The organism is bacterium, from assembly GCA_037147175.1.
Lineage (GTDB): Bacteria > Cyanobacteriota > Vampirovibrionia > Gastranaerophilales > UBA9971 > UBA9971.
In genome coordinates this window covers 34,317-52,114 of sequence record JBAWVS010000007.1, presented here as the reverse complement: position 1 = coordinate 52,114, position 17,798 = coordinate 34,317, and the positions used below count along the sequence as shown (strand labels likewise).

Below are 17,798 nucleotides of genomic sequence, written 5' to 3'. Positions count from 1 at the left end.
CTATTAACTGCAAATATTAAAAATATTACTTTGTATTATTTGCAAGGATCACATGCCGGAGCGCAAGCCGGTGCGCAAGGGCTTATTATGGGTGCAGCTGCACCTGTTGAACCGCAACCGCCAAAGGCAATAGAAAGTTTTTCTCTTGGGTTAACTTGAGCTATTCTTGCGCCATCCGGAGAAACTACATAAGCAATTTCATCTCCTGATTCTTTAAGAATACCTGCTGTTCCGCTAAACGCAGTTTTTACAATGTCAACAGGTCCCATTACGCCTTCTCTGAGTGAAGAAAAATAGCTTCTTCCTGCTGCCAGGAATTTACCGTTGAATACTTCGTTAGTGCCGTTACCAAAGTTGTTAAGTACGCCTTCAGAAGCATTAGCTGCAACTGTTGCTGTTGTTCCAACTGTTCTGCCTGCTATACCTACAACTTTACCTGTCCATGTGAATGGCCATGCTAGCGTTCTTCCAACAATATTAGGATTTTTCTCTTTAATAACAGTCGCTGAAAGTACATCTTTAGGTAAATCTGCTACGCAGCTTCCGCTTTTAATGCTGTTAAAACCTAGCCTGATGCCGCCGTTATCGCCCATTCCGGGTCTGATAACTTCAACAACTCTGCCTCTAACCTGTGAACCGCAAGGGAATGATTGACCGTTGATTGTTACCGGTTCGATTGTTTTTGCTACAAAAACATCGCCGATTAAACTTGTTCTTGCAGTTACAATGTCTTCCATTTGAACTTTAAGTGTAGGAATTGTTCCGCTAACAACTTGAGGCTGATATGTAGGACAAACAGCTGCTGCTCCGCATGGTGCTACTTTTGCAGTTTCAAGACAAAGTTTTTCTCTCAATGATTTAATCATTGTTGCAATGTCTGTTCTTTGTGTTGGTAAATTAGGTTTGATATGTGCAGAATCAGGTAAACATTTTGTAACGCCTGCATTTAGTGCTTTAGCTACAGAAGCTTTTGCCCAATCAGGGAGTTCATTTGAATCAGGATATGCTGCTAATACGCTTTGTATATCGCATGGTGCAACACTTGCAGGAATCAATTTTGCTAATGCGCTTAATGTTTCCGCATTTGTAGCAGATTCTTCAGGTCTGAATTTATTGCATGTATTTCCGGTAATTATACCTCTGTTGTAAGCCTTATCTATAGCTGCTTTTGCCCAATGGCAAAGTGAAACGTCAGAGAATATCTGTTTTGAATATGCCGGTACATTTCTGAGGTCAAAACCCGCAACTATAGCAGCAGCAAGTTCAGATCTTTTAAGAGAATCATTTGGCTTGTAATATTTATCAGGATAACCTGCAAGAACACCCTGACAGGTTTCTGTATTGATATCACATCCTGAAGGTGTATTTGAACTAACGTCAGGATACTGATCGCCTACAGGGCAAGCAGCGCCGGTTGAGATAGGTGCAACAGGAATTAACTCTGTTTTTTGAAATTGCAAACCGCTGGATGTTTCAATAGGGATAGGACAACCTCTTAATTGAGCTGCTGCACCGCTAAAACTGTTAAAAGGAGACAATGGTGCTGCAAAACCAGATGGCAATTGTTGTTGTACTATAGGAGCCGCAAAGCCGCTAACAGAAGGCTGAAGTATTGCAGATGCTCCGCTAAAAGGTTCTATAGGAACGGCTGCACCGGTTTGTAGTGAATTTAAATAATTTGATTGCAAAATACTCGTAGAATTTGGAATATTACATCTTGAAATATCCGTTCCCTGCATAATCTGATTAGGACATACAGCTCCAAATGGTGCTGCTGCACCTGTCATATTTTTTGGAAAAAGCGTGAGCGCTCCGCCGTACTCAGGAGCTGCTACTAAACCTGAAGGACAGGTATCACTTAGGGCAATTGCTTCTTGGTGTCCGCCAATTTGAACAAGTTCACTTCCTTTAGGCATAACAACTGATGAATTTCCTAAACTGGGGAACGCAAAAGCTTGTCTTTCAAAAGTTTTAGCATGTGGGTGAGTGTTTGGTAAAGCGGCGCTTATTTGAGCGTCACATGCATTATATTGTGGTACAACAGCTTGACAGGTACATGGATTTACATGGCATCTTGGGCATAACTGCATAGGTACGGCTGTCTGTACAATCGGTACAGCAGGCTGTATAGGAATCAACTGTTGTGCAACAGGACATGCCGCATTTGCTATGCTGTTTACAGTTAAAATTCCTATTGAAAGTGCTGCAGCAAGTGATAGTTTTTTAAAATTCATTTCTTTCCTCCTTAACAAATTTAATAAAGATAATGATTTTACCTTTCCCGATATTTTCGGGATTAATAAGTTCTGATAAACATGTATTTAAATTCTTTTACGTAAAATAAATTCTATATCTATAGATACCTCCTTGTTTATATTTGCTAATACTTATTGATTACTTTGCTTAAAATGCATAATTTTTTATCTCCTTAATATAAAATCTAAAAGCTTATACTTATAGATATCTGATTCCCCTTGATAACTACTGTGTAGCTGTATTTGTTGCGCCAAGGTCGCTAAATTTCCTTTTTATTATGTTTTTCAAAGATTTATCCGCTTTTGTAACTAAAAGAATACTTTTGTCAGTTTTTTCATCAAAGAATACAGCTTCATACTTTGGAATTGTCATTCCGACAAAAGCTCCTATAACGCTGCCTGAAACTGCTCCTATAGCAATTCCTGTTGATAATCCTATTACAGGCCCTGCTATCGCTATACCTATTGCAGGAACAATTATAATCCCCACAAAAGACAAACTTCCTAAAATTGCACCTGTTATAGTTCCTGTAGTTAAACCCCTAACTGTTATTTCAGGAACTTTATTTAAGGTTTTTATTTTAAAATTTTTATCCGGACAATTATCAGAAATTAAGACATTTATATCTTCTTTTGCAATTCCGTTCTCATCTAGCCAATTTATTGCCAATGATAAATCTTTTTCTGATTTGAATGTCCCAGATACGATAGTTTTTGCGTTATTTATCATTCCCCTTCCTCATGGTTATTTTCTTTAAAATAATTTCTATTACACTATTACTTTAGGAATTATTAAATTTAAATTGATTAGATTCATTACCATGATTACTAATTTTTTTTACTAATATATAAATTTATTATTACCAAAAAGATATAAATCTTTAGATTAGCTACTAAATATTAGTGAAGAATCCGCAAATGTTTATTTTTTAAGGATGGCGATTTAATTAATTTTCGGATAAGTAAAAAAAAATTTACAAATTATACATTTGTAAAATAATGATATAGAATGAAAAATATATTAATTAATAACAATCGGTGCAACTAAGATGACAGACAAAATTAATAAAAAAGTTATAGATATTTTTGCTAAAAATAAAAAAAGTACACCTGTTTGTAACGATGAAAATATTAACAGATGCAAAGACGGATATTTTTTTGTTTGTATGAAATCGGATTTAAATGGCAAGCATTTTGATGAAGAAAATCTTATTAAAAGTGCAAATGAATGCTATTACATAGTAAAAGTCCTGATAAGTCAGGGAATGCATCCTTTTATATATAATTATAAAATTCCGGGTGAAAAAATACTAGAATTTATAGAACTTTATATAAAAGGTGATAAAGAAGGCAAAATAATTGAAATAGATAAATTTTATGCGGAAGACTGGGCATAATTTATTTGCGTTTATAAAGTCCTATTAAATTTGATTCTTCAATAATATGCCCTTGCATAGCTGTTTCTAATTGAGACTTAGTTGCAGCAGACTCAAAAATTAGTGATTTATCGAGTGCATAAAGTTTGAAAAAATACCTGTGGGTTCCTGATGGCGGGCAAGGTCCTCCATAACCGAAACTTACACTTCCAAAATCAGTTATACCTTGTTGGCTTCCGTCTGCGAGTTTTTTTGTTTTCGGAATGTTTTCTTTAATTTTTTTTGTGCCTGCAGGGATATTATAGATTACCCAATGGACAAAAGTTCCTATCGTTGCGTCAGGATCATCACAAATCAGAGCGAGACTTTTCGCTGTTTCAGGAACGTCTTCTATTTTTAATGGCGGAGAAATATCTTCACCGTCACAAGTGTATTTAGAAGGAATAGTTTTGTTATTTTCAAAAACATCACTTGATAATTTCATATTTTTATACCCCCATTTTAAATTTAGATATAGAGTTTAAGCATTTATATCTAATTTTACAATTTCTTCTTGAACTTTAGCGGCATTTGTAAGATTTTTTAAGCCTTCTGCCGCCCTTGTTTCGGGAGAAACCTCTGTAGGTATAACTCTTAGTCCTGAAGTTTTAAAAGTATCAAGCAAACGCTGTTCCATCTCCATATTCCGTCCGGTTACTTCATATATTGAATATCTGGGTTCACTGTTAAATCCCGGAAATAATTTAGTTTTATGTAGAGTTATTCTTGTTTCCGGATTTGATTCATTAATACTTTGTTTAAGTATCCCGAATGTTTTATTTTCGTCCTGTAAATTTTGTACAACAACGCCAAAGGAGCCAAAGGCTAAATTGCTATTTTTTATGCTACTTACATTCATAATTCAACCACCTGTTCTATAATACAATCTATTTACATATAATTTATTTTTTAATCATCTTGTTTCATTTAAGTAATCTCAAGAGTAAAAATTTACATTACATTTAAAAATTTTTTTTTAAACATAAGTAACAAACAGAAATAAAAAGAAAATATTGAATTATATATTTCTTAACATAACTAGGTCAAAAGTATTAGATATTGCAAATATCGTTAGAGTTCATCTTTATGGCGGTAAAAAAATTCAAATATTTTTTATAAAATAAAATAAGGAAATTTGTATCGCTAATCGGTGTAAAAAAATGAATAGAATAAATAAACTACTTCTTATAATTTTTTTAATACTTATTATAATTTTCAGCTCGGCTTGCGTTTTTCCTGATAAACTGCCTGAGTTGCAAAATTTAAAAAAATATTCTCCTGAAAAAATTGAATACGGACATACAACACTCAAAGAATTTAAAAAAATATTTTCAAAAATTAACGACTCTGATTTGGAGGTATACACAGGCGGCATTACTATAATGAAGTTAAAACCTTGTTCGGGTGATGTTTATAGCTCAATTAGAGTTGGCTTTAAAAATAACAAACTGGATTGGATAGAGTTTAATCTTGCTCATAATATAAAAATCTCAAGATTTGTGTCAATATACGGAAATTCTACAGATATAAATGTTACTGATAATCAAGATTTGGATTATTATAATTATGATTTTTTCAATATTTCTTCAGACAAAATAAGTAAAAATGCTAAAAGTATAACTTATTTTAATAAGTCTCCATTTTCTTCAACAGATGAAAATTCAAAAAAGATTATTATTCCTTCAATGAGGCAGAAATTTTTTGAAAAATTTAAGAATATTGAACCTGGAACAACTCTTGAAAGAGATTTTACAAGTGAATACCCCAATATAATACCGTATCAAGATGATAATTCTGAAACAAATTCTATTTATGTTTTGTCGAACGAATTAGGAAATGCTGGTTATTACTATGACAAAGCTATTTTAAAGTTCGAAAGCGGATTATTAACCTGGGTCAACTTGATTCCTAAAAATTTACCGCTTGCGGAGTGTTTAAAAATTATTAAAAAACAATATAAAAAAGAAAATATAGATTCGTTTTACGAATTGTATGATTATACAAATTTCGTATTGATTGTAGATAAAAAAAGCAAACTGGTAAAAAGCATAGGACTTTTTACCAGAGATGTTAAACTTTGATTGAGAATATTTTTTTATTTTAGAGATTTATCAGCTTCTGCAAAAAATTTCCCCATAGATATACAGCTTTCTGCCAGATATTGATTCTATCTCTAATAGGTTTTTCAGTTGTATTTGTAACACCTGTAAATGAAATTTGATTTTTGTTAAAAGAATTTATTTGCATTTTACTCATCTTATTAAGGATTTTATAAACCAACACTTAGATAAAAACTCCTGAAAAAAAATTGACAGTTGAAGAATATTTTAAAAACAAATCTTAATATTCATGATCCTCTTGATTATGCCAAAATTGCGAATTTGATGTATAATTAACTCGAATTGCAAAATCGCTAAAATCGTCACTGCGAGCAAATCGAAGCAATCATTAAAAATAAAATGGATTGCCTCGTAGAGTCTAAATCCTCTCCTCTCAATCACGCATAAATTTAATTAGCAATTCGAGTTAATTAGTAAGAAATACAATTATCTCTAATTTTCGGAGTATAGATTATCACTGGAGTTTGTCTGTATTGATTAATTTCAACTTTAAATATATAAAAGACCTCGCAGCACCGGGCAGCTGGCGAAGAGGATATGATTATTACAAGAAAAAAATGGTTTTAGGTTCAAAACTTGAAAATGAGATTTTAACCGCAAAAGTAAAAGGGTCTTTTCAGGATAGTTACGAGATTAAACTGCATTTTTCTCAAGAAAAAGTAACGGCTGAATGCTCGTGCCCTCTCGAAGAAGAATGGTGCAAACATGCTGTATGCGTAGGACTTTATAGCATAAAAAAACATTTTTTTGAGACTTTCGTTACTGAACAAACAGGGCAGGAATTTATTTTTGAAGATGAGACTCCTCCTGAAATTTTAAATCCGCAAGGGAGTTATAAATTTGTGCTTAACACAAGACCGAACCCTAAATTTATTGGAGTTCAAGTTCTTGACAGGAGCAATGAGAACAAAACAGTAACAAATATAGAACCTGTATTAAGAGCAATAGTTGCTATGCAAAAAGCAGCAGGGACAGCATTTGAACTCACTGATGTGCAGAAACGCGAACTGGCTTTGATGCAATATCTTTATCAAAATGCAAATATTAACAAAAATGTCGTATGGTTTAATATTCCAATGAGTAAAATTGATAATTTAATGCAATTTCTTGCGCAGGTAGAAGAAATATCAGACAGCGAAACGCAAAAAAGGCTTGTTTTTTCATCTGTTCCGCTAAAACTTGTGTTAAAAGTCAATGTTTCAATAGTGGGCAATGTTTTGCTGGCACTTCACTGGCAAAGGTCTAAGCCTGATGATGAATTACCGCTTGAAGAAATTTTTTATTTTTCTAAATCAATAAAATGGGGCAAATACAAAAGCGTAATATTTCCGCTAGATACAGCTCTTTCCCGACTTCCTCACCATCTTACAAAGTCGACTTTTACAGATATAAGAGATGCTGACGGAGGACAATTCGTTTATGAAGAACTTCCAAACCTTAAAAAACTTATGACTGTGGAAGTTTATGATACTCTGGATAACCTTGATCTTCTTCATACAGTGCCGATAAATGTTATTACTCTGGAAAAGTCAGATGAGAATAATATTAAAGCCACTCTTGAGTTTGAATATGACGGAACTATAGTTCCTTACGGAAAACTTGCTGAAAAAACTCCTTACGTAACTGTAAAAAAACCTGAAGAAAATATTATTTACTGGGTAAAAAGAAATCTTGAACTGGAAGAACAGGCTTATAAACAGCTTTTGCAGAGCAGATTTGCTCCAATGCAAACTAATAACCTTGCTATAGACGGAGATAATGCCATTGATTTTTTCAGCTATTTACTCCCAAATGCAGGTGAAAACTGGAAGGTAATTGAAAAAGAAGATCTTTCTGAATATAAAATATCTGAAAGTTCACTTATATTTAATGCAAAGATTGATTTTTGCAAAAGTGCTGATTCATTTGAAATTGAATTATACTGCACTGTTGGGAAAAAACGTATTGAATTTGATGAAATATACCAGTATTTTCAGCAAGGAAGAAAATATTTTTATCTTGAATCAAAAGGCAATATAGAAATACCGACAAGCAAAATCCAGACAATCAATAAAAGTCTTTCTACGGTTGATGCGGTTAAAACAATTGAAGGCAAATATGAAGTTAAGACCTTCCGTGCAGGGATTATAGCCGAATTAACCGAGCAGGAAACTGTTATTAAAATGAGCAAAAAATTTGCGACATTCTGGGATAAAATCAGCTCTTTTAATTCAATGGAAGAAATCCCGCTGCCTGAAGGAATTAAAGCCGAATTTAGAGATTACCAGAAAAAAGGATTTAACTGGTTGTGGTTTTTATATACTTATGGCTTAAACGGCATACTAGCAGATGATATGGGGCTTGGAAAAACATTACAGGCTTTGACACTCATTCAAAAAGCGAAAGAAACAGACGGAAGTGCTGCAAGCTTAGTAATTTGTCCAACATCTGTCGTGTTTAACTGGGAAGCAGAAATCGATAAATTTACTCCCGGATTAAAGTGTTTGAACTTGACGGGAGCAACAAGAAAAGGATTATTCAAGCATATAAACGATTATGACATAGTAATTACCAGTTATGCTCTTTTAAGAAGGGATATAGACCAACTTAAACATATTGAATTCAGGTCAATTATCCTTGATGAATCCCAAAACATTAAAAATTACGAATCACTTACTGCCCAGTCTGCAAAATTGCTAAAAGCTTCTCATAAATTGGCTTTGTCAGGTACACCTATAGAAAATAGACTTTCAGAATTGTGGTCTGCATTTGATTTTCTCATGCCGGGCTTTATGTATGACATAAACGAATTTAATTACAGGTATGCCGTACCAATTCAAGAAAAAGGTGACAGAACCGTTGAACATCGCCTTAAAAAGCAAGTTTATCCTTTTATATTAAGGCGTATGAAAAGAGATATTGCAAAAGATCTTCCTGATAAAATTGAAAACATCGCTTACTGTAAAATGACACCTGAGCAAAAAGATTTTTATCTTGATGTGCTTGATAGTACAAGACAGGAAATATTTGATAAGGTTAATGCGGACGGTTTTGAAAAGAGTAAAATGTCAGTATTTTCAGCCCTTTTACGCTTACGTCAGGTGTGTTGTCACCCGAGGCTTTACGATAAAGAAGGAAAAATGGGTGCTATCGAGTCAGGAAAGTTCGAACATCTCAAAGAAATGCTTGAAGAAATCATCAGCGAAGGTCACAGAGTCCTTTTATTCAGCCAATTTGTGCAGATGTTAGATATTGTTAAAGACTGGTTTGATAAAACAGGTATTAAATACGAATATCTTACAGGATCAACAAAAGATAGACAGACCGTAGTTAATAATTTCAATAATAATCCCGCAATTCCTGTATTTTTAATCAGCTTAAAAGCAGGCGGTACAGGATTAAACCTTACCGGAGCAGATTATGTAATTCATTATGATCCATGGTGGAATCCGGCTGTTGAAGATCAAGCTACCGACAGAGCCCATAGAATCGGTCAAACCAAGAATGTTTTTGTTTATAGGCTTATAACCAAAGGCTCTGTTGAAGAAAAAATTATGAAACTCAAGGAAAGAAAGAAAGATTTGCTGGACAGCGTCATTTCTACAGACAGAAATGTCGGTAAAACAATCACTTTTGATGACATAAAAGATATTCTCACACCTGATTTATAAAATTATTCCGAAAAATTATAGTGTTTTTCTAAAGAACTGGACTTATGAAAGAGCTGTTATAATGTGATTAGCAGCTTCAAAAACTTTTTCTCTTAATTCCATTGGATCTTGTATTTCGAAATCGAATGAGTCAATTATATCAGGGTCTAATATAGGATATTTAAGCGGTTCTCTGCAAATTCTGTCAGCAACATATACAAGACATGAATGGGCTTTGTTTTCTGATGCCAGAGGATTATGGTGGTACCTGATGGCTGTACCTATAATTTGTGGTAATTTCCATCTTACAACAAGTTCTCTGCCTAATTCTGTATGAGTGAAACCAAAAAACATTTTTTCAGCCTGTAATATATCTGCACCAAGACTGGTAAGCCTTGTTATTTCTTTTATTGCATCTTTGTTAGCACCTTCCATAACGGCTTTTCCGACATCATGAAGTAATCCCATGACGAAAGCTTCATCAGGATCAACACCACCAAGACTTTTGCTTAACATTTGGCAGGCTACAGCAGTCCTTATGGAATGTTCCCATAACAATTTCCCGCTGTTTGTCATCAACATGGGTTTTAATCCCACGCTAAGCACTATACTTCTGATAGTAGTAAAACCCAAAAGAGCCATAGCTTTATCAATAGTTGTTATTTGGGTAGGAAAACCATAATATGCTGAATTTACAAGCTTTAATAGCTGTGTAGTAATAGCTATGTCTTTAGAAATGATGTTCCCCAGCTGTTTTATGCTTGAATTCGGGTTTTCAATTAAGTTAAGTGATTCCGACACAACCTGTGGCATAGAAGGAATCCCTGTGGTACCATCAATTATTTCTTTTATGGTTTTAGTCATTTTATTTCAAGCCTTGAATCTTGGGGTAAACTTTATTTTTTAATTTAATAACTGGGGATTTAACTGTTATGTTAAGTAAAACTAAACATCTCATGATTCAATAATATTGGTATTATTCTACTTTACCTCAGATTGATAAAAAGACATAAAGATTTTTTTATCTATTACTTAAAATTATTACTCGATTTTATTCTTATATATTACTATTAATATAGTGAAAATGCCAAATTATCAAATAAAAAGTTTAAATTTATTAATAAAAATATTTTTAAATTTTATTAATTTTTTGTCTTATAATAAATTTGATTTTGATTAACGAAGAGTAAAGATGAAATGAAAAAAATATTTTTTTTATTATTAATAATTATATTTTACCCATTATCTGTATTCGCAAAGGATTTACTGCCGGAAGATAATAGCACAAGTATCAGCAGCGGCAAATTTGATATTATCAAGCTAAATATTGAAACGAATAAAAAACTAAAAGATAAACAATTTTTAAAAAACAGCTGGGACTTTGTAAAAGGAGTACCCTCTCAAAATTCTTTAGATCTATTAATGTTCAGTTACCATACCCGAAAAGACAGAGCAGAGATGAATGAATCAAATAAGCTTGTGGGTGTTGATTTAAACGGATATACATTGGGAACTTACAATAACAGTTACCATTCCCAGACATATTATGCTGGAATTACAAGAAAAATATTTGAAAAAGAACTGCCAGCCGGCGTAAATATGGATTTAAACTATAAATTATTGGCAATGCGCGGATATCAGCGTTATGAATTCAATATCGGGGGAATAACCCCTTTGATTGTACCTGTATTAGGCTTTTCAAAAGGTCCCATCGGGATTGATTTTCTTGCAAGCCCCGGGAAAACCGTTACTTTTGCCACAAATTTCAGGATTAATTTGCCAAAAAGTAAGTATTACTAGGCATTAACGTAATCTGGTGAAATAATATTTTTCAAATAAACCCCGTAATCACTGGCTTTGTAATATTCAACCTGTTTTAAAAGCTGCTCTCTGTTGATAAATCCCTTTAAATATGCTATTTCTTCAAGACAGGCAACTTTTACTCCCTGATTTTTTTCGATTGTCTCTATGTAATGCGATGCCTGAAGCAGGGATTCATGAGTTCCAGTATCAAGCCAGGCAAATCCTCTACCAAGCAGTTCCACGTTCAAATCCCCGTTATTAAGGTAAACGTTATTTAAATCAGTAATTTCTATTTCCCCTCTCGGCGAAGGTTTTAACGATTTTGCATATTCAACAACTTTATTATCGTAAAAATATAGACCTGTTACTGCAAAATCAGATTTGGGATTTTCAGGTTTTTCTTCAAGAGAAAAGACTTTTCCTGTTTTATCAAATTCTACAACGCCGAATCTATGTGGATCTTTTACTTTATAGCCAAAAACCGTAGCTCCTTCAGTTCTTTGAGCTGCATTTTTAAGCATGCCGGAAAAGCCCTGACCGTAAAATATATTATCTCCAAGAACAAGTGCGACATTATCATTGCCTATAAAGTCTTCTCCAAGAATAAAGGCCTGCGCAAGTCCGTCAGGAGAAGGCTGAATTTTGTATGAAATAGAAATTCCTATTTGTGAGCCGTCTTTAAGAAGACTTTCAAACATAGGAGTTGCTTCCGGAGTAGAGATGATTAAAACTTCTTTTATTCCTGCAAGCATAAGGACAGAAAGTGGATAATAAATCATTGGTTTATCGTAAACCGGAAGAAGCTGCTTGCATACTGTTTGAGTTACCGGAAAAAGCCGTGTTCCTTTTCCTCCTGCCAGAATTATTCCTTTCATATTTCTTCCTCTTTCAGTTAAATATAATTTATTTTATATATTATCATATTATATATCTTTAAAATTTTCATTAATGCTGATTACTAAAAATTGTTCTGCTATGTACTTAATATCATTTATAAAAATCGGATGATTTAAGTCTTCTAAATTGGTAAGATGCCTTTTTAACAACAAAAATGTCGTTTGTAATTTTTCAAAAGAAACAAGAAAATCTTTGATTTCAAAATCACTCGGTAAAATATTAATAACATGAATTATTGATTGTAAAATGTTTCCCATTTCTTCTAACGAATTAATAAATTCAAATTTCTCCAGGCTCGAACTTAAATCTACTTTTTCTTGTTGAATTAAATGAATTTTATTTAAAAGTTTTTTTGAAAAATCTGTGTTACTGAGAGCCTTTTCAATTTCAAATACTGATCCGAAATGCTTTTTATAAACATGAAACAAATATTTTAATTTATGTTTAAGCTCTTTTAGTGTTTTTGAATATTCTTTTTCTTTTTGTATTCTGTAATATTGATCAATAATAAGCAAAGTGAAAATATTGCTCAAAAACATACCTGTGATCTCTGCCAGAAGGTTCGGGGCATAATCATGAAAAGTAAACCTGGTCATCTGGTATGAAATTAAGGCAACCACCGCCAAAATACATACAGCAAATACTATAAGCCGAAAATTATCTTTAAAAATATTTATTAAGAGTTTAAAAGGTTTTTTTGTTTTTAGCATGTTAATTTTTTCCTGATTTAGAAATTAATTTGTCTTAAAGCTTCATAAACTACTATAGAAACAGAATTTGAGAGATTAAGACTTCTCTGGTTATCTATCATAGGTATTGTCAGACTGTTATCTATGTTGTTGAAAACAATTTCTTCGGGCAATCCTTTAGTTTCACTGCCAAAAACTAAAAAATCTCCTTTTTTATAGGATATTTCGGTATATTTTTTGGAGGCTTTCGTACTTAAAAAATAAAAATTATTATCTGGGAAATTTTCCTGCAATTCAGCAAGTGTTGAAACTGTATTGATGTCTACAGAGTCCCAATAATCAAGACCTGCTCTTTTAACATGCCTGTCAGTTATATGAAAACCCAATTTGCCGACTAAAAAAAGAGAACTTCCCGTACATGCACACAGTCTTGCAATATTTCCAGTGTTTTGCGGAATTTGAGGTTCATATAAAACAATATTAAAAGCGTTTTTATTCATTGTTATTTTAAAAATCTTTTACTTTCAATAATTACGGGGATTCCTCTAGCAACGCAAAAGAACACCGAAATATAAACACTTGCATAAGCAATAAGACTTACAACTGACTTATAAGGGTAATCAGCAGGCACGTGAGCAGCAATCAAAAGAGCAAATGCAACGGCTTTGCAAACAGCATACGTAAATCTGCAAAAATTTGAAGCTACAATAAACTTTCCGATTTTGTTTGTCATCATTGTGGTTGAGCCAAAAGCCGTATATCCCTGTTCAAGGGCAAGACTTCTCAAGCTGTCTGTGATAATTCCTCTTGTCATGACCACTAGAGGAATCCATAAGCCAATCCATCCTAATACAGCAAAGGATATCCAGAAAACATTTTCAACAATTCTGTCGCTTAATATGTCCAGAAGCGCTCCAAATTTTGAACATTCATTGAATTTTCTGGCAATATATCCGTCAAGTCCGTCCATCCAGATTACAATAATAGTTAATCCGAAAGCAGACCAATAAACTTTATCACCTTTAATAAAAAGCATTGCTATAACCACAAATGCCAGAATTGTTCTTAATATTGAAATAAAATTAGCCAATTTCCCGTTTCTCCATTTTTCTTTGTCCTCCTGAACCAGCCTGCTTCAAACAGCAATGTCCAGATATATCATTAATTTTATCTCAAAAAATGGAATTGTCTAATTTGTATATTACTTTGTTAGTTAGACAATTATTGCTAAAGCAATCTTTTTAAGTGTAGACAATAAACCTTTATCAATTATGATTAAATATATGATATGAAAAGGAATAAATGAGTGATTAAAAAAGGATTATTTATAACTTTCGAAGGGGCGGACGGCTCAGGAAAGTCAACTCAACTTAAAATGACTGCCGATTTTCTTCAAAAAAAAGGTTATGAAGTTGTTTCAACGAGAGATCCTGGCGGCACACCTCTTGGTGTAAAGATAAGAGAGATTTTACTTCATCACGAAGGTAAAATTGCTGATAAATGCGAATTATTTCTATATTTAGCTGACAGAGCGCAGCATGTGGATCAAAAAATCATCCCTGCACTTAATGAAGGCAAAGTCGTTTTATGTGACAGATACATAGATTCTTCTGTTGCATATCAAGGTTATGCAAGGGGTTTGGATATAGAAGAAATAATAATGTTGAATAATATAGTCACTAAGTCATATTTGCCTGATTTAACATTTGTTTTTGATGTAAGTACAGATGTTGCTCAAACTCGTGTCGGTACAACAAAAGACAGACTTGAGTCAGAAGCAAAAGAGTTTCATCAGAAAGTAAGGTTCGGATTTCTTGAATTAGCAAAACAATTTCCTGACAGAATCAAGGTAATTGACGCAAATCAGGAAATTGAAAATGTCTATATTGATGTGATTAAGATTTTAGAAAATTATTTATAAAATCTTATTTGTTAAGCTTTTGTGGTAGCTGTGTCCTTTTTTGTAGTTTCTTTTTTTGTAGTTTCTTTTTTCTTGGCAGCTTTTGTATCAGCAGCGGTTGCTTTTGTATCGGCAGCAGTTGTTTTTGCGTCTGAAGCAGCTGTTTTGGTGTTTGTAATATCGAATTTATTTGCTTCTTCTTCTGTTAGATTTTTATTTTGAGCTATTGCTGTTCCGAGTATACCGCCGATGTTGGTGAATTTTCCTGTAGGATCAAGGCAGATACCATCATTATTTCTGAAACCTATTGAAGAATTACCATCTTTGGTATCCATTGTCATATTTGTACCTTTTTGGCTAATTTTTGTTCCGTCTGCCAGTGTTATTGTTTCTCCATCATTTAATTTTTTTCCGTTGATTGATGTTTCTCCATTTACATTGTAATTAATCAAATCATTGCCGTCTTTAATATTTGCGTCTAATATTTTGTTTACGTCATTGCCGGCTAATCCGTATTTTCCGTCTACTTCATATCCGTCGCCTTGAAATACGTTATATGTATCGCCTGTAGTACCGTTATGAGTAAAGTTAATGTCAGTAGTACCGTCGGAACCTTTTGCTTGATAGTGAGGATCGCCCCAGACAGATGTATCGCTGATATTTGTTTCAATATCTGTAGGTCTGCATCCTACGGCATCATGATGTGAACACATAGGAGGTATGGTTGCTTCTTGGTTAGATTCTGCGTAATCGTTTTGTTGTGTAATTGGAGGCCATGCATTTTCTGTATAGCTGTTTGAGCAAGCATTATGATGATTACTTATATTTCCGTAATTACCTTGAAATGTTGGATAATTTTGTTGTGATGAATTAAATTCTCCGTATAATAAAGCTAATCCAAAACTTGAATTACTGAAATCACCTTGAAAGCCTTGTGTTCCGCCAAATCCGTTGAATGCAGAGCCAAATCCGTTATTTGTATTACCGCATCCATTATTTGCAAAACCGAAATTACCTTGGAGAGGCGAATATGATTGTGTTGGGTTGAATCCGCCAAATCCGCCAAATCCGTTATTTGCATTGCCATAGTTGGCTTGATATGGGGAATAACCTTGTTGAGTTGAGCCAAGTCCGCTAAATAATGAAGCTAATCCGCTTAATAATGAATTTTGGTTGCCACCTTGGTTGGCATATTGTTGAGGATAACCTTGAGGATAACCTGGTCTTTGGCAGTTTTGATTATTTCCTAATAAGCTAAGTAACATTGGTAATAGTGAATTAAGAGGTGAAGACATATTTTGGTTTGCATTATTAGCTTGCTGTTGAGGGTGATGAGGATGCTGATGACGTTGATGATGTGGATGTCTGCCTTGTTGTGCTTGCTGAGGTAGACAATTTCCAAAAACAGTGGATTGTTGTTGAAAACCAAACATTCCTGCCTGCGCATAAGCATAACTTTGATAAGAGCCGGAATTGTTAAGGTAGTTTGAATTGTAAAGGTTCTGAATGCTCATTTGTTCTCCTTAATTTTATATAACAAATATTATTTTATTATCTTATATATATATAAAAACAATATATCTAAAATAATTGCTTTTTAAAAAGGAATTTATTAAGATATATTAAGCTAGTTTTTTTATTTCAATATGTAACTATTATGTATATATGTGCTGATTTAATCAGAAAAATGTAAGATAATTCGTAGGTAATCATTATTTTAAAGATAAAATATATGATATTCAGAATTGAGTTATAAAATGAGAAACGACAAACCCGATTTTTTAGCCTGGTTTTTACCGGGACTTGAGATAAAGAGATGGCTGTTTTTAATGTTTAGCGGAACAGTTTTTCTTATTATAGGGATAGCAATTTTGCTTGACCTGCACCCTATTCATCAGTTTATGGAATTTATTAAAACAATAGCAATACAACTTCCAACAAACTATACCGGTGGTTTTGCTATTTTAATCGGTCTTATGATCTATATTTTGGGATGGAAAAGAGTAAACAACACGATAATAAACGCTATAGACCCCAGTGCGCATCTTCTTCAAAATCTTTATCTCAAAAGAAAACTTAATAGAGGACCAAAAATTGTCACAATAGGCGGCGGTACAGGGCTAAATACTATACTAAAAGGCTTAAAACATATAACAGGAAACTTAACAGCCGTTGTTACTGTCGGTGATGACGGTGGAAGTTCTGGCAGATTACGAGAAGAAATGGGCGTTTTGCCTCCCGGTGATATAAGAAACTGCATTGCGGCTCTTGCTAATGAAGAAAATCTCGTTACAGAGTTGTTTCAATATAGATTTGTAAACGGTCATGGCTTAGAAGGACATAGCTTCGGAAATCTTTTTCTGACTGCTTTGTGTGCAATTACCGGCGATATGGTTTCTGCCGTCAAAGAATCTTCAAAAGTTCTTGCGATAAGAGGACGAGTACTGCCTTCTACTCTGGATGATATGAAGCTTTATGCGGAATTGGAAGATGGACGCATAGTCTACGGGGAATCAAATATTCCTGATGCAGGAGGAAAAATAAAAAGGTTAGGAGCTACGCCGGAAAACTTAAAAGCTCTAGATGATGTAATTTATGCTATAGAAGAAGCTGACATTATTATAATGGGGCCGGGCAGCCTTTATACAAGTGTAATCCCTAATCTTTTAATCTCTGAAATAACCGAAGCCGTCTCAAGATCGACTGCCAAGAAAATATATATATGTAATATAATGACCCAACCCGGTGAAACAGACGGATATAGCGTGTATGATCATGTAAAAGCAATTCTTGATCACTCAAAACACGAAAATATTATTGATACTGTGCTCATAAATGACACTTTGCCTGAAAATCTGGCAAATAAGTACAAAGTAGCAAACTCATTTCCTGTTCAATATGATTTAGATAAAGTTAAAGATCTCGGACTAAAAGTATTAATCAGACGATTAACAGAAGAAAATAAAGAAGGTTATGTTCGCCACAGTGCGCAAAGAATTACAAAAATAATTTACAGTTGGTATAAAGGGTCTGATAAAAATTCTGCCGATGAAACTTGTGAATACTATGAAGAGCAAAATGACTAGAGTT

Annotated in this window: 17 protein-coding genes; 6 read left to right on the top strand and 11 right to left on the bottom strand. The window is 33.5% G+C overall.

Annotation, left to right across the window (positions count from 1 at the left end):
- Positions 1-35: 35 nt before the first annotated feature.
- Positions 36-2,234, bottom strand: a complete 2,199-nt coding sequence (locus tag WCG23_03090) for an S-layer homology domain-containing protein (GenBank protein MEI8388851.1) — start codon at positions 2,232-2,234, stop codon at positions 36-38.
- Between the two features lie 247 nt (positions 2,235-2,481).
- Positions 2,482-2,985 (bottom strand): hypothetical protein, encoded by a 504-nt coding sequence (locus tag WCG23_03085; GenBank protein MEI8388850.1) that lies wholly within the window; start codon positions 2,983-2,985, stop codon positions 2,482-2,484.
- A gap of 319 nt (positions 2,986-3,304) precedes the next feature.
- Between WCG23_03085 and WCG23_03080 the strand changes: the two genes are divergently transcribed.
- Complete coding sequence (locus WCG23_03080; GenBank protein MEI8388849.1) at positions 3,305-3,652, top strand: hypothetical protein; 348 nt, start codon at positions 3,305-3,307, stop codon at positions 3,650-3,652.
- A gap of 1 nt (position 3,653) precedes the next feature.
- Here WCG23_03080 and WCG23_03075 read toward each other — a convergent pair whose 3' ends face one another.
- Positions 3,654-4,115 (bottom strand): YbhB/YbcL family Raf kinase inhibitor-like protein, encoded by a 462-nt coding sequence (locus tag WCG23_03075; GenBank protein ID MEI8388848.1) that lies wholly within the window; start codon positions 4,113-4,115, stop codon positions 3,654-3,656.
- 36 nt (positions 4,116-4,151) lie between these two features.
- Positions 4,152-4,529 carry a hypothetical protein gene (locus tag WCG23_03070; GenBank protein ID MEI8388847.1) on the bottom strand — a complete coding sequence of 126 codons (378 nt, stop codon included), beginning with the start codon at positions 4,527-4,529 and terminating at the stop codon, positions 4,152-4,154.
- Between the two features lie 301 nt (positions 4,530-4,830).
- On the opposite strand from WCG23_03070, the gene WCG23_03065 reads away from it, so the two are divergent.
- Positions 4,831-5,751 carry a hypothetical protein gene (locus WCG23_03065; protein MEI8388846.1) on the top strand — a complete coding sequence of 307 codons (921 nt, stop codon included), beginning with the start codon at positions 4,831-4,833 and terminating at the stop codon, positions 5,749-5,751.
- Positions 5,752-5,770: 19 nt separating this feature from the next.
- Here WCG23_03065 and WCG23_03060 read toward each other — a convergent pair whose 3' ends face one another.
- Positions 5,771-5,917, bottom strand: a complete 147-nt coding sequence (locus WCG23_03060) for a hypothetical protein (GenBank protein MEI8388845.1) — start codon at positions 5,915-5,917, stop codon at positions 5,771-5,773.
- Positions 5,918-6,263: 346 nt separating this feature from the next.
- Between WCG23_03060 and WCG23_03055 the strand changes: the two genes are divergently transcribed.
- Positions 6,264-9,440 (top strand): DEAD/DEAH box helicase, encoded by a 3,177-nt coding sequence (locus WCG23_03055; GenBank protein ID MEI8388844.1) that lies wholly within the window; start codon positions 6,264-6,266, stop codon positions 9,438-9,440.
- A gap of 42 nt (positions 9,441-9,482) precedes the next feature.
- Here the strand turns inward: WCG23_03055 and WCG23_03050 are convergent, their stop codons facing one another.
- Positions 9,483-10,283, bottom strand: coding sequence for an HDOD domain-containing protein (locus tag WCG23_03050; GenBank protein MEI8388843.1), 801 nt, complete (start codon positions 10,281-10,283; stop codon positions 9,483-9,485).
- Between the two features lie 333 nt (positions 10,284-10,616).
- Between WCG23_03050 and WCG23_03045 the strand changes: the two genes are divergently transcribed.
- Positions 10,617-11,219: a hypothetical protein gene (locus tag WCG23_03045; GenBank protein ID MEI8388842.1), complete on the top strand. Its 603-nt coding sequence runs from the start codon at positions 10,617-10,619 to the stop codon at positions 11,217-11,219.
- On the opposite strand, the gene rfbA is transcribed toward WCG23_03045, so the two are convergent.
- The 4 genes from rfbA to WCG23_03025 are packed head-to-tail and all read right to left on the bottom strand — an operon-like array spanning position 11,216 to position 13,898.
- A complete protein-coding gene (rfbA, locus tag WCG23_03040) occupies positions 11,216-12,097 on the bottom strand; it encodes a glucose-1-phosphate thymidylyltransferase RfbA (protein ID MEI8388841.1) in 882 nt (293 codons plus the stop codon). The genes WCG23_03045 and rfbA overlap by 4 nt on opposite strands.
- A gap of 48 nt (positions 12,098-12,145) precedes the next feature.
- Positions 12,146-12,829 carry a hypothetical protein gene (locus WCG23_03035; GenBank protein MEI8388840.1) on the bottom strand — a complete coding sequence of 228 codons (684 nt, stop codon included), beginning with the start codon at positions 12,827-12,829 and terminating at the stop codon, positions 12,146-12,148.
- A gap of 17 nt (positions 12,830-12,846) precedes the next feature.
- Entirely contained in the window at positions 12,847-13,308 is a 462-nt protein-coding gene (locus WCG23_03030; GenBank protein MEI8388839.1) for a tRNA (cytidine(34)-2'-O)-methyltransferase, read from the bottom strand.
- 2 nt (positions 13,309-13,310) lie between these two features.
- The gene (locus WCG23_03025; GenBank protein ID MEI8388838.1) at positions 13,311-13,898 is read right to left on the bottom strand and encodes a CDP-alcohol phosphatidyltransferase family protein; all 588 of its coding nucleotides are present in this window, start codon (positions 13,896-13,898) and stop codon (positions 13,311-13,313) included.
- A gap of 216 nt (positions 13,899-14,114) precedes the next feature.
- Here WCG23_03025 and tmk point away from each other — a divergent pair, with 216 nt between their 5' ends.
- Positions 14,115-14,729, top strand: a complete 615-nt coding sequence (gene tmk / locus WCG23_03020; GenBank protein ID MEI8388837.1) for a dTMP kinase — start codon at positions 14,115-14,117, stop codon at positions 14,727-14,729.
- An 11-nt stretch (positions 14,730-14,740) separates the two neighbouring features.
- Here the strand turns inward: tmk and WCG23_03015 are convergent, their stop codons facing one another.
- Positions 14,741-16,222, bottom strand: a complete 1,482-nt coding sequence (locus WCG23_03015) for a hypothetical protein (GenBank protein ID MEI8388836.1) — start codon at positions 16,220-16,222, stop codon at positions 14,741-14,743.
- 243 nt (positions 16,223-16,465) lie between these two features.
- On the opposite strand from WCG23_03015, the gene WCG23_03010 reads away from it, so the two are divergent.
- Positions 16,466-17,794, top strand: coding sequence for a gluconeogenesis factor YvcK family protein (locus WCG23_03010; protein ID MEI8388835.1), 1,329 nt, complete (start codon positions 16,466-16,468; stop codon positions 17,792-17,794).
- Positions 17,795-17,798 lie beyond the last annotated feature (4 nt).

What these genes read in the sequence shown, in the direction of transcription:
- WCG23_03090 (MEI8388851.1), bottom strand. Translation starts at nt 2,234, where the DNA reads ATGAATTTTAAAAAACTATCACTTGCTGCAGCACTTTCAATAGGAATT.
- WCG23_03085 (MEI8388850.1), bottom strand. Translation starts at nt 2,985, where the DNA reads ATGATAAATAACGCAAAAACTATCGTATCTGGGACATTCAAATCAGAA.
- WCG23_03080 (MEI8388849.1), top strand. Translation starts at nt 3,305, where the DNA reads ATGACAGACAAAATTAATAAAAAAGTTATAGATATTTTTGCTAAAAAT.
- WCG23_03075 (MEI8388848.1), bottom strand. Translation starts at nt 4,115, where the DNA reads ATGAAATTATCAAGTGATGTTTTTGAAAATAACAAAACTATTCCTTCT.
- WCG23_03070 (MEI8388847.1), bottom strand. Translation starts at nt 4,529, where the DNA reads ATGAATGTAAGTAGCATAAAAAATAGCAATTTAGCCTTTGGCTCCTTT.
- WCG23_03065 (MEI8388846.1), top strand. Translation starts at nt 4,831, where the DNA reads ATGAATAGAATAAATAAACTACTTCTTATAATTTTTTTAATACTTATT.
- WCG23_03060 (MEI8388845.1), bottom strand. Translation starts at nt 5,917, where the DNA reads ATGCAAATAAATTCTTTTAACAAAAATCAAATTTCATTTACAGGTGTT.
- WCG23_03050 (MEI8388843.1), bottom strand. Translation starts at nt 10,283, where the DNA reads ATGACTAAAACCATAAAAGAAATAATTGATGGTACCACAGGGATTCCT.
- WCG23_03045 (MEI8388842.1), top strand. Translation starts at nt 10,617, where the DNA reads ATGAAAAAAATATTTTTTTTATTATTAATAATTATATTTTACCCATTA.
- rfbA (MEI8388841.1), bottom strand. Translation starts at nt 12,097, where the DNA reads ATGAAAGGAATAATTCTGGCAGGAGGAAAAGGAACACGGCTTTTTCCG.
- WCG23_03035 (MEI8388840.1), bottom strand. Translation starts at nt 12,829, where the DNA reads ATGCTAAAAACAAAAAAACCTTTTAAACTCTTAATAAATATTTTTAAA.
- WCG23_03030 (MEI8388839.1), bottom strand. Translation starts at nt 13,308, where the DNA reads ATGAATAAAAACGCTTTTAATATTGTTTTATATGAACCTCAAATTCCG.
- WCG23_03015 (MEI8388836.1), bottom strand. Translation starts at nt 16,222, where the DNA reads ATGAGCATTCAGAACCTTTACAATTCAAACTACCTTAACAATTCCGGC.
- WCG23_03010 (MEI8388835.1), top strand. Translation starts at nt 16,466, where the DNA reads ATGAGAAACGACAAACCCGATTTTTTAGCCTGGTTTTTACCGGGACTT.